Source organism: Trichococcus sp. (assembly GCF_049589555.1).
GTDB lineage: Bacteria > Bacillota > Bacilli > Lactobacillales > Aerococcaceae > Trichococcus.
In genome coordinates, this window is the sequence record NZ_JBAWAZ010000071.1 from 1 (window position 1) to 10,489 (window position 10,489).

The following is a 10,489-nucleotide window of genomic DNA, read 5'->3' on the forward strand; positions in this document are numbered from 1 at the left end:
TTCCAACGTGATCAAAGCTTCCTCAGCGCGGGCTGTAGCATTGCCCTCTGCATCCGTTGTTACATCCAGTATCAGCAGTTCAGCATAAAGATCATCCAAATCCCTTTGCGGTTGCACGAAGAATTCTAACGTACCTTCAGGATGGCTTGCTTTGAACGCTTCAATCTTTTCAATCAATTTTTCTAAGTTCATTTATTTTCTCCTTCTTTCTGACCTTGTTCATTTGCTGCACGGCTTATTATACATCATTCGGCCTGCGTATGTATCGTGTAACAGGATTTAACCAACAAGTACAGTGAGATTTTGTATTGAGGGATATATCGTTTTGAACCGGAAGTCGGTATACTGGATATTGAAAAAGTCCGGATTACTTTGGACGAGGAAGGAGCCGCTCCAATATGCATTATTTAAAACAATTTACCGTCATCATCGCTATTTCGGCCGTAAGTGAATTGCTGGCCCTTTTCATTCCACTGCCCATTCCGGCCAGCATTTACGGCATGTCGCTTCTGTTCCTGTTGCTGATGAAGGGCGTGCTGAAACTCCAACAAGTGGAAAATGCCGCCAATCTGTTGTTGGGCATCATGCCTGCTCTGTTCGTCGTGAGCGGGGCTGGGCTCATCACTTCCTACGGGCAAATCGCCGAAAACTTCGCCAGCTGGGTAGCCGTCAACATCGGCTCCACCATCGTTATTTTGACGACGACCGGGCTATTGGCTCAGGGAATGATAAGAAGGAAGAAAGCAAAGGAGGCTGACGGGAATGATTGATCATCTGCTGGAAACGACAAAATATCTCGGCTTGTTCATCAGCTTGGGAGCCTTCATGATCGGTTTGAAGCTAAACAAAAAATATCCCTATGCCTTCATGAACCCTTTGCTGATCGGGACAATCCTGGTGATGGGCTTGATCCTGTTCCTGGACATCGAAGTTGCCGTTTTTCAAAAAAGCGCGCAAGTGTTGTCCGACCTCCTGACGCCGGCTACGATTTGCCTGGCTGTTCCGGTCTATCGACAGTTCAAGATTTTGCGCGAGAACAGCTGGGTCGTTTTGATCAGTTGTCTGGCGGGGATGATCAGCGGTCTGGTCACAATCATCGGCTTGGCTCTGATCCTTCAGATGAGCGAAGTCACGACCCTTTCCACCTTGGCGCGCTCGATCACGATGGCCATTGCGTTGGATACGACCGAATTGATCGGCGGGGTCGCAGGGATCATAGTGGCAGGGGTCATCTTCGCCGGCATTTTCGGGACAGTGGTTTCCGGGATGATTTTCAGAATCTTCAGGATCGAAGAACCGATCGCGAAAGGTTTGGCTTTGGGTGCGGCTTCCCATGCCATGGGGACGGCTGAATCGTTGAAAGCGAGCGAACTGCAGGGAGCCATGAGCAGCCTGGCGATGGTCGTTTCCGGTGTCGTGATGGTCGGGTTGATTCCGCTTGCGGCGCTGTTCGTTCAGTAAGCCTGATAAATAAGCTCAGCATAAGTAGCAGCCTCCTTTAAAAGTGAGAGCTGCTTCTTTTTTGCCCCGGGAAGGCGGTTTTCCATCAAGGGTTATCCGGTGCCAGACGTTGGGCTCTGTGCTATACTGAACTCATAATGGGTATCAGTATCTTGAAGTTTTGTCTGGCTATTCCGGAGTCGATCATTGCGAAAAGGATGGTGGAGAAATGGAACAAATACTGCAGGCGCACATTCAATTATCAGTCGATCTGGATGTGAAATATGCGCTGTTGCCGGGTGATCCAGCCCGCGTGGAAAGAGCGAAATTGCTGTTGGAGGACGCTGTCGATTTGGCGTTCAACCGTGAGTACAAGAGTGTTCTGGGGACCTATCAAGGAATGAAGGTGCTGGTCATTTCCTCCGGGATTGGCGGACCATCCACAGCGATAGCGATAGAAGAGTTGGCAAAAATCGGAATAGAAGGCATCATCCGCATCGGCAGCTGTGGGTCCTTGCATCCAGCAGTGCGTTTGGGCGATGTGATCATCGCGACGGCAGCAGTCCGGGATGACGGCGCCAGCAAGGCTTATGTCGATTCCGGATATCCTGCCGTTGCCGATCTGGATTTGTTGATGCAGCTGCGGGCAATTGCGGAAACGGAGCGGATCCCTCATCGGTTGGGTATTGTCCGCAGCCACGACAGTTTCTACACCGCCCGTGAAGCGCAACTTACTGCGTATTGGAGCAGCAACGGCATCATCGGGTCGGACATGGAAACAGCCACTTTGTTCGTTGTTGGGGCATTGAGGGGACTGAAGACCGCTTCATTGCTGAATGTCGTCGTCGGTCCGGATGAAGGGATGGAGGAAGGCGTCCGTCAATTCGTTTCCGGAGAAGCGGCGACCAAGCAAGGGGAACAGAATCAAATTAAACTGGCATTATCCGCTTTTCATGCGTGGCATCAGGCAAAAGGAGGAAAATGAAATGAATGCAGAAACAAAAAACAAACTGAGTTATAAGTTGTCTACGGCTTCCATCGTCTTGATCCCGATCGCGATCGGAATCAATTATCTCGGCAAATACATCGCGGGCATATTGCGTCTGCCGCTTTGGTTGGACTCGATCGGGACGGTGTTGTCAGGTATGCTGGCGGGGCCGGTCATCGGTGCCGCTTCCGGGATCATCAACAACATCATCTACGGCGTGACGGCCGATCCGATTTCGACAGTGTACGCAGTCACCAGCGCAGTCATCGGTTTGATGGCAGGTCTGTTTGCCGCAAAAGGTTGGTTCAAGGATATAAAGACCGTATTGCTGGCCGGTTTGATTATCGGTGTGGTTGCGGCCACCGTTTCGACGCCGTTGAACATCCTCTTTTGGGGTGGTCAGACCGGCAATGTCTGGGGGGATGCCCTGTACGCTTTGTTGATTTCGAATGGGCAACCGCAATGGCTGGCTTCTTTCTTGGATGGCATCGTTGTGGATGTGCCGGATAAATTAGTGACGGTGCTCATCAGTTATTTTGTCTTCAAGGGCTTGCCGAAGAAACTTACGAACACTTTCCTGAAGGAAGGCGCGATAGAAGAATTATAGGGGCTGATTTGAATGGATGCAATGACATTGTATGTACCGCGCAACTCGCCGATCCATCGCTTGGATCCGTTGACGAAGATGTTTTATATCGTCGTAAGCATCGCTGCGGCCTATTTGCTGGATGAACTTTGGGAAGTAGCGGCAGTCATGCTGATCAGTTTTGGCATCTTGTTGCTGGGGAAAGTTTTCCGCAATATTATGCCGGTGATTGCGCTCAGTTTTTTATTGATTCTGTCGATCGTCATTGTGCAGGGTTTTTTCAATCCTGCTAATGAAACGTTGCTGTATGAATTGGGCCCGATAAAATTCTACAAAGAGGGCCTGGTTATCGCCTTTCGTCTGACCCTGCGCGTCATCAATATGGTCAGCGCCTTTGGGGTATTGGTGCTGACGACTTCGCCGACGGAACTGGTTGAACGGCTGCAGCAGAAAGGCATGTCGCCGAAAATCGGCTATGTCATCCTTTCGGTACTGCAGATCATCCCGCAGCTCCGGGCCACTTATGGCAAAATCCAGGATGCGCAACGGTCGCGGGGGATGGAGACTGAAGGCAGCCTGTTTGTCAGGATAAAGGCGTTCTTCCCGCTATTGGGACCGGTCATTCTGAACGCTTTGAACGATACTCGGGAAAGAGCGATTGCGCTCGATGTCCGTGGCTTCGACAGGGACACGCCCAAAACCTATCTGAATGAAGCGAAGTCCTATCGTTACAGTACTTTGTTGAATATTTTGCTCTTGTTGATTCTGGCCGGTTTGATCGTTTGGAGGTTGATGGGATGAGTATCATAGAAGTGAAGGATCTGAAATATCGCTATCCCGACACGACCAAATTGGCGTTGGACGGCATCAGCTTTTCGGTCGAGGAGGGCGAATTCATCGGTCTGATTGGAAGGAACACCGCCGGAAAATCGACTTTGTGCTATGCGCTCAGCGGCTTGGTGCCGCACTTCTTCAAAGGGGCCTACGGCGGATCGGTAATGATAGCCGGTTTGGATGTGCGCACGACGGATGTGAGTGAAGTCACTGCAGCAGCCGGGTTGGTGTTCGAAAATCCATTTTCCCAGATCACCGGCTCGCGGTTTACGGTATATGAAGAAATCGCCTTCGGTCTCGAAAACATGGGGCTGCCACGCGAGGAAATCATCAAGCGGATCGAAGAAAGCTTGGACTTGCTGGATATCCGCAAAGTGAAGGACAAGAATCCGTTCGATCTTTCCGGTGGGCAAATGCAGCGGGTTGCGATCGCCGGCGTGGTCGCTATGAAGCCGAAAGTGCTGATTTTGGATGAACCTACTTCCCAATTGGATCCGCAAGGGGCGGAAGAGGTCTTCAAAGTGGTGGAGAACCTGACGAAAGAAGGCATCACGATCATCATGGCTGAGCAGAAGATGGAAAAAATCGCGCAGTATGCCGACCGGGTCTTGCTTTTGGATGATGCAAAATTGATCGCGTATGATACGCCCGAAGCGGTTTTTTCACGCGAAGACCTGGCGTCTCTGGGAGTGCGACCGCCAGCCGTGACCGCAATCGCCCGACATTTGAGCAAGCGGAAGGCCAACGGGCATTACCCTGTGGAGTTGGACGAGTTGAAAGTGCTGCTTGCGGAAGTGGGTGCTCCGCATGAATAAACTGGAAATAGAGAAGCTGCATTTTGCCTACGATAAAGCGACACCCGTCATAAAGGGCATCAATCTGGTGTTGGATGACCGGAAAACGGCCATCATCGGGCAGAATGGCTCTGGGAAAACGACTTTCGTGAAATTGCTGAAGGGGCTATTGCGCCCTGATTCCGGCAGGATACTATTGGACGGGACCGATTTGTCGACTCTGACGGTTGCCCAGATCGCCAAGAAAATCGGTTTGGTTTTTCAGAATCCGGATGATCAGATTTTCAAGAATACGGTTCTGGATGAGGTCATGGTCGGTCCGTTGAACATCGGGCAGTCACTGGATGAGGCGAGGGCCAGTTCCCGCGCGGCTTTGGAGCAAGTGCAACTGGTTGACGTCGAGAAAGTGAACCCTTACGATCTCAACTTGGCGCAAAGAAAGATGGTGGCCTTGGCTTCGATTTTGGCGATGGACACGCCCATCGTCATTTTCGATGAGCCCACGATGGGCCAGGATGTGGCCGGGAAAGCGATCATCAAAAAAGTGATCGAAAACCTGCAGGCAGAAGGGAAAGCCGTGCTGTGCATTCTGCATGACATGGACTTTGCGGCGGCAGTTTTTGAACGCATCATCGTCTTCAGCCAAGGGCAACTGCTGCTTGAAGGCGAGGCAAGGAAAGTTTTCAGCAAAAAAGAGCTCCTGCAGCAAGCCTACCTAGATCAGCCCCAAGCCATGAAGATCGCACAGGCTTTGGGCATCCCAGGCAATCTTTTGAGTGTTGAAGAAGTGGTTGCAGCGATAAAAGAGGATGAAGTGAAACTGCCATAACAGTGCAGTCGGAAAGCAGTCAAGGCATTGTCCGTAAGGGATGTTGCCGCGACTACTTTTTTTTATCTTCAATTTCTGTTCAGGATACTATGCAATTTGAATGCGAGGGACAGGATAGTGTAGCTGTCCAATTCGCGTGGGTTGTAGCCGGTCAATTTGTGAAGCTTGTTCAATTTGTATTGCAAAGTGTTTTTGTGGATGAACAAATCATCGGCGCACTTGTAGATGCTGCCATTATTGGAACCATAGACAGAGAGGATTTCAGTGTATTCTCCCAACTCTTTCCAATCCAAATTTCTTAAAATTTTGTGGACGAACTCTTCGGAATTGTTCTTGGGAATGTTGGCGAGAATCATACCCAAGTCAAGTTTGGAATAATATTCGATGGTATTATGCGAGTTCAGGATTGACCAATCCAACGCCGCGCGAGCTTGCTCGTGGCTGGTCCGGAGCGCGGCAGGTGTCTCGCCAGACAGACCGACGCCTATATGCAAATGCAAGTCATATTGCTCCTCTGCTTGATGGATAAGTTTTTTTAGTTGGTATGCAAGCGTGGGTTCCGGGAGGCTTTCTCTGAACAGAATCGTGATTTCAGGCCCATCAACGTTATAAATCGTTTGTGTGTCGTTCAAAAGGATCGTCTCCAATAGCTTCATCATGTTCTCGATTTTATCGTTGCGACCGACGGAGAGATTTTTGATGTGCCCGGCGACAATGAGTCTCGGGATGTTCAAATCAAATCCTAGTAGGTTTGAAAGTGTCTGGATATTCTCCAAATCCGGACGGATCATCAATAACTCTTCAATCAGCATCCGGTAGTTATCGCGTTTTTTGAATGATACGTCTTTGAGCCAAGCTTCCTTCACGAGGATTTCGGTCATGGTCTTGATTATTTTGCCGTATTTTACTACTTCGTCTTTATTGCCGGTGATGCCGATCACGCCTAACAGGTGTTGGTCACTGAAGATGGGAATGTTGATGCCCCTTTTCGTGCCTTCGAAATGGGTGTCATCCTTCACGATTAGATCGGTTTTAGTTTCGATCACTTTTTTTGCCCCGGCGTGTTGTTCGCCGATTCGGGCATCATCCGTGCTTGCGATAATTACACCGTCGATGTTGATGAAATTCAATTCCTGATGGATGATTTCTTTCATGCTGACTACGATCCTTTGCGCCAGTTCGGCAGCTATTTCCATGGGTTTCTGTCCCTCCGATTCGAAAAAAGATGCAATGTGTGCTGGGTGACATATTTATCTTCGATTTTACAGTAAATGTTTGGTTTGTAAAATATATAATCCGGAAATAGAAATCGTTACACTATAGATATTCAAACACGTACCAAAAGTCAGCGGAATCTACAATAAGCGTGTAGCGGATTATATCGTTTGGGCGATGCTAAAAATACGGCAAATGCTGAAAGGAAGGGACTAATCAATGGAGAAAAAATTCAAAATCGTCATCGCTGCCGATTCCTTTAAGGGCAGCGCATCAACCATCCAGGTGGAGGACTACATCGAACAAGGAATCTTGCGTCTGAACCGCAACGTGGAAATCGTCAAAGTTCCTGTCGCTGACGGCGGCGAAGGGACCGTGGATGCTTTGGTGATCGGATGCAAGGGGGAATACCGCTATGCTGACGTCACGGGACCGATGGGCGATAAAGTCCAGGCAAAATTCGGCATCATCAAAGACAACATCGCTGTCGTCGAAATGGCTGAAGCCTCGGGATTGACCCTGGTTGACCTCGCCGATAACGATGTTTATCGCGCGACGACATATGGAACCGGTGAATTGATCCGGGCTGCTTTGGATTGCGGCATCAAAGAAATCTTCATCGGTGTCGGGGGCAGCGCCACCAATGACGGCGGTGTGGGGATGGCACAGGCGCTAGGGGTCTCTTTCAAGGACAGCGAAGGGAATGAAATTCCGTTCGGTGCAGGTAAGCTGGGTGACATTGCTTCTATAGATGACAGTGGTTTGGATAAACGCATGCATGACGTCACCTTCACGATCCTGTCCGATGTGACGAACCCTTTATGCGGGGAGAATGGGGCATCCTATATTTATGGTCCTCAGAAGGGGGCGACCCCGGAAGATGTCCGGAAGTTGGACCGGTTATTGCGTCACTATGGGGAAAAGGTTGAAGAATGTTTAGGGATAGCTGTGCTTGAAGCCCCCGGAGCGGGTGCTGCAGGAGGATTGGGTGCCGGTTTGATGGCTTTTTGTGGAGCGAAAAGCTACAGCGGCATCTCGAAAGTCCTGTCCATCCTCGAAATCGAATCACATTTCCAAGATGCCGATCTTGTCATCACCGGCGAAGGCAGAATGGATTCGCAATCATTGAACGGAAAAGCGCCAGTTGGCATCGCCCAGTTGGCGAAGAAATACCACTTGCCGGTCATCGCAGTGGTCGGCAGCAGCGATGATGATTTAGGCCCGATCTATGCGACAGGCATCGACCTGGTTTTGGACATCATCAACAAACCGATGGATTTGGATACAGCCATTTCGCAAACGGAAAAACTGATCACAAATGCCGGAGAGACGGCTTTCCGCGCCTTTCTGTTGGCAAAGAAAGTGCCTATTTCTCTGTGACTGTTCGTTTAACACCTGCATCAGCAAGTCTTCCTGCCTCCTTGGAAGTCCTTGCTGATGCAGGTGTTTTTAATTTTTATTTGGAAGACTGACGGACAGTTTGTGGGAATGATCGATGACTAGATGGTATACAAGTGAACCGTTAAACGGTAAAATGGTTTCAGTTTGAATGTATGGAGGCGCGCAATTTATGAAAGAAAAGAAGAACCTGCTGATCAGCTTGTCCAAGCTATCGAAAATGTACCGGGCAGAAGTGAAGACAGAGATGTCCGATTCGGATTTTTCTCCAAATGAGTTGGATCTGATCACCTTTTTGTCAAATAACGAAATGGACACATCCAAAGAAATAGCAGATTCCCTGGGATTATCAAAGTCTTTGATTGCCAGATCGGTCGATTCGCTTGTTGCGAAAGGTTACCTGGAGACAAGGGTAGACGAGGCGGATCGTCGTTACATTCATCTTGTCTTGACTGATCAGGCAAAACCGATAGCGGAGCGATTGCGGAATCGCCGAAAACAGTATATCGCATCGATGATGGAAGGTATCAGCCAAGAACAGTTCGCACAGTTTGAATGGGCTCTTGAAAAAATGATTGCCAATGTGGAACGGAAAAAGGAGGAGTGATCATGCAAGAATTGAAAGGATCCCGGATGGGGACGGAGAAAATCCCTAAACTGATGAGGGAGCTGGCCATACCGAGCATCATTGCCCAAGTAATCAATATCCTCTATAACATTGTGGATAGGATGTATATCGGCCATATCCCGGAGGTTGGGGCTGTTGCGTTAACCGGATTAGGAATCAGCGCCCCGCTTGTACTGATCATTTCTGCTTTCAGCAGCTTTGCCGGAGGTGGAGGAGCTCCATTGGCGGCCATTGCGTTAGGGAAGAACGAGAAAGATGAGGCTGAAAAAATTCTCGGCAATGCTTTTTCGATGCTGACGCTGATGGCAGTCGTTTTGACCATTGTCTTTACCTTGATCAAGGAGCCATTATTATATTTATTCGGTGCCAGTGACGTTACCTTCAACTATGCGAATGACTATACATCCATCTATATAATGGGAACGATTTTTGTGCAATATGCACTGGGTTTGAATCTCTTCATCACAAGCCAAGGTAAAACCAAAAATGCCATGTTTTCAGTACTGATCGGTGCTATCGCCAATATCATCCTGGACCCGATTTTTATTTTCGTTTTTGGTATGGGTGTTAAAGGAGCTGCGATCGCTACGGTCATTTCCCAAGCTCTGAGCGCGTTTTACGTCCTCCGATTTCTGACTTCCGAGCATTCGCTTATACGGATCCGCAAGAAGAACATGGCTCTGAAGTTCGGACTGCTAAAGAGAATCGTGTCCTTGGGGATTTCGCCATTCATTATGCAGGCGACGGAAAGTGCGATTGTGATTGTTTTCAACACGGGGCTGCTGAAGTATGGCGGAGATCTTTACGTCGGATCCATGACGATCATGCAAAGCATCATGCAATTGCTGACGGTGCCCATACAAGGATTTACGCAAGGCGTTCAACCCATCATCAGCTATAATTACGGAGCGGGAAATTTCAAGCGTGTGCGAGAAACTGTCCGCCATTCCATGAAGGTAACGGTTGGACTTACTGCCTCCTACTTTTTATTGGTGCTGTTCGTGCCCGGTCTGTTCGCACGCATCTTTACGGCAAATCCGGATTTGTTGGCTTTGGTCACCCGTGTTCTGCCGATCTACATGGGCGGAATGTGGCTGTTCGGAGTGCAGATGAGCGCGCAAATGTTTTTTGTCGGTGTAGGGGAGGCGAAAAAATCACTTTTCATTGCCCTGTTGCGCAAAGTGATCATCCTGATTCCGCTGGCACTTATTTTACCCAACTATTTTGATGTGATGGGAATCTACTATGCAGAACCAATAGCGGACATCCTGTCTGCGACGACATCGGGTATACTTTTGTATATGACTTTGAGGAAACTGCCGAGGTGAAGATTCCAACTTCGATGTATCTTTTCCTGAATAAGATGAAGAAAAACCGGACTGGCCCAAAACGGGACAGTCCGGTTTATTTGGTATCCCAAAAAGTTCAAAAAAGAATTGACAATGACAGCAGAAGAATGATAGTATAAATGAGTTGCCTGAAGTGCCTAACAATTAAATGCAAGAAAGATGTTGACAGGGTGGCTTCGGAATGATATTATATAAAAGTTGCTAATCGGTTGATTTTGCTTCAAGAATAATAAGAATAAATAATTCAAAAAAGTTCTTGACGAAATCGATAAGTTGCGATATTATAAATGAGCTGTCACGCAACGAGTGATACACGATTGACCTTTGAAAACTGAATAAAGAATGAACGAACCAAATGTGCAAGGAGCTTAGACTTCGGTCGAAGCAAACGAAGACGATACTTAGTATCGCAAACATAAAGTCAGCAA

Annotated in this window: 12 protein-coding genes; 10 read left to right on the forward strand and 2 right to left on the reverse strand. The window is 48.6% G+C overall.

Translation table 11 applies throughout. From position 1 onward, the window contains the following. On the reverse strand, positions 1 to 192 hold a 192-nt coding region (locus tag WBV27_RS03355; RefSeq protein ID WP_424199409.1), incomplete at its 3' end, for a hypothetical protein. A gap of 206 nt (positions 193 to 398) precedes the next feature. Between WBV27_RS03355 and WBV27_RS03360 the strand changes: the two genes are divergently transcribed. From WBV27_RS03360 to WBV27_RS03390, 7 genes are all read left to right on the forward strand, one after another. Next, on the forward strand, positions 399 to 770 hold the full coding sequence (locus WBV27_RS03360; RefSeq protein WP_424199411.1) for a CidA/LrgA family protein: 372 nt from the start codon (positions 399 to 401) through the stop codon (positions 768 to 770). Continuing rightward, complete coding sequence (locus WBV27_RS03365) at positions 763 to 1,461, forward strand: LrgB family protein (protein ID WP_424199413.1); 699 nt, start codon at positions 763 to 765, stop codon at positions 1,459 to 1,461. The genes WBV27_RS03360 and WBV27_RS03365 overlap by 8 nt, the downstream gene beginning before the upstream one ends. A gap of 208 nt (positions 1,462 to 1,669) precedes the next feature. Next, positions 1,670 to 2,425, forward strand: coding sequence for a nucleoside phosphorylase (locus WBV27_RS03370; protein ID WP_424199415.1), 756 nt, complete (start codon positions 1,670 to 1,672; stop codon positions 2,423 to 2,425). A gap of 1 nt (position 2,426) precedes the next feature. Beyond that, positions 2,427 to 3,035 carry an ECF transporter S component gene (locus WBV27_RS03375; protein ID WP_424199417.1) on the forward strand — a complete coding sequence of 203 codons (609 nt, stop codon included), beginning with the start codon at positions 2,427 to 2,429 and terminating at the stop codon, positions 3,033 to 3,035. Between the two features lie 12 nt (positions 3,036 to 3,047). Next, positions 3,048 to 3,815: an energy-coupling factor transporter transmembrane component T family protein gene (locus tag WBV27_RS03380; RefSeq protein WP_424199419.1), complete on the forward strand. Its 768-nt coding sequence runs from the start codon at positions 3,048 to 3,050 to the stop codon at positions 3,813 to 3,815. Then, complete coding sequence (locus WBV27_RS03385; protein WP_424199421.1) at positions 3,812 to 4,663, forward strand: energy-coupling factor ABC transporter ATP-binding protein; 852 nt, start codon at positions 3,812 to 3,814, stop codon at positions 4,661 to 4,663. Before WBV27_RS03380 ends, WBV27_RS03385 begins: the two co-directional genes overlap by 4 nt. Next, positions 4,656 to 5,471: an energy-coupling factor ABC transporter ATP-binding protein gene (locus WBV27_RS03390; RefSeq protein WP_424199423.1), complete on the forward strand. Its 816-nt coding sequence runs from the start codon at positions 4,656 to 4,658 to the stop codon at positions 5,469 to 5,471. The genes WBV27_RS03385 and WBV27_RS03390 overlap by 8 nt, the downstream gene beginning before the upstream one ends. A gap of 68 nt (positions 5,472 to 5,539) precedes the next feature. Here WBV27_RS03390 and WBV27_RS03395 read toward each other — a convergent pair whose 3' ends face one another. Further along, positions 5,540 to 6,667: a CdaR family transcriptional regulator gene (locus WBV27_RS03395; RefSeq protein WP_424199425.1), complete on the reverse strand. Its 1,128-nt coding sequence runs from the start codon at positions 6,665 to 6,667 to the stop codon at positions 5,540 to 5,542. 238 nt (positions 6,668 to 6,905) lie between these two features. Between WBV27_RS03395 and WBV27_RS03400 the strand changes: the two genes are divergently transcribed. From WBV27_RS03400 to WBV27_RS03410, 3 genes are all read left to right on the forward strand, one after another. Beyond that, positions 6,906 to 8,066, forward strand: coding sequence for a glycerate kinase (locus tag WBV27_RS03400; protein ID WP_424199427.1), 1,161 nt, complete (start codon positions 6,906 to 6,908; stop codon positions 8,064 to 8,066). 190 nt (positions 8,067 to 8,256) lie between these two features. Continuing rightward, a complete protein-coding gene (locus WBV27_RS03405; RefSeq protein WP_424199429.1) occupies positions 8,257 to 8,691 on the forward strand; it encodes a MarR family winged helix-turn-helix transcriptional regulator in 435 nt (144 codons plus the stop codon). A 2-nt stretch (positions 8,692 to 8,693) separates the two neighbouring features. After that, positions 8,694 to 10,040, forward strand: coding sequence for an MATE family efflux transporter (locus WBV27_RS03410; RefSeq protein ID WP_424199431.1), 1,347 nt, complete (start codon positions 8,694 to 8,696; stop codon positions 10,038 to 10,040). The last annotated feature ends 449 nt before the right edge of the window (positions 10,041 to 10,489 follow it).

Excerpts from the sequence above, each read along its gene's own strand:
- WBV27_RS03385 (WP_424199421.1), top strand. The coding sequence starts at position 3,812 with ATGAGTATCATAGAAGTGAAGGATCTGAAATATCGCTATCCCGACACG.
- WBV27_RS03390 (WP_424199423.1), top strand. The coding sequence starts at position 4,656 with ATGAATAAACTGGAAATAGAGAAGCTGCATTTTGCCTACGATAAAGCG.
- WBV27_RS03405 (WP_424199429.1), top strand. The coding sequence starts at position 8,257 with ATGAAAGAAAAGAAGAACCTGCTGATCAGCTTGTCCAAGCTATCGAAA.
- WBV27_RS03370 (WP_424199415.1), top strand. The coding sequence starts at position 1,670 with ATGGAACAAATACTGCAGGCGCACATTCAATTATCAGTCGATCTGGAT.
- WBV27_RS03365 (WP_424199413.1), top strand. The coding sequence starts at position 763 with ATGATTGATCATCTGCTGGAAACGACAAAATATCTCGGCTTGTTCATC.
- WBV27_RS03395 (WP_424199425.1), bottom strand. The coding sequence starts at position 6,667 with ATGGAAATAGCTGCCGAACTGGCGCAAAGGATCGTAGTCAGCATGAAA.
- WBV27_RS03380 (WP_424199419.1), top strand. The coding sequence starts at position 3,048 with ATGGATGCAATGACATTGTATGTACCGCGCAACTCGCCGATCCATCGC.
- WBV27_RS03410 (WP_424199431.1), top strand. The coding sequence starts at position 8,694 with ATGCAAGAATTGAAAGGATCCCGGATGGGGACGGAGAAAATCCCTAAA.
- WBV27_RS03375 (WP_424199417.1), top strand. The coding sequence starts at position 2,427 with ATGAATGCAGAAACAAAAAACAAACTGAGTTATAAGTTGTCTACGGCT.
- WBV27_RS03360 (WP_424199411.1), top strand. The coding sequence starts at position 399 with ATGCATTATTTAAAACAATTTACCGTCATCATCGCTATTTCGGCCGTA.
- WBV27_RS03400 (WP_424199427.1), top strand. The coding sequence starts at position 6,906 with ATGGAGAAAAAATTCAAAATCGTCATCGCTGCCGATTCCTTTAAGGGC.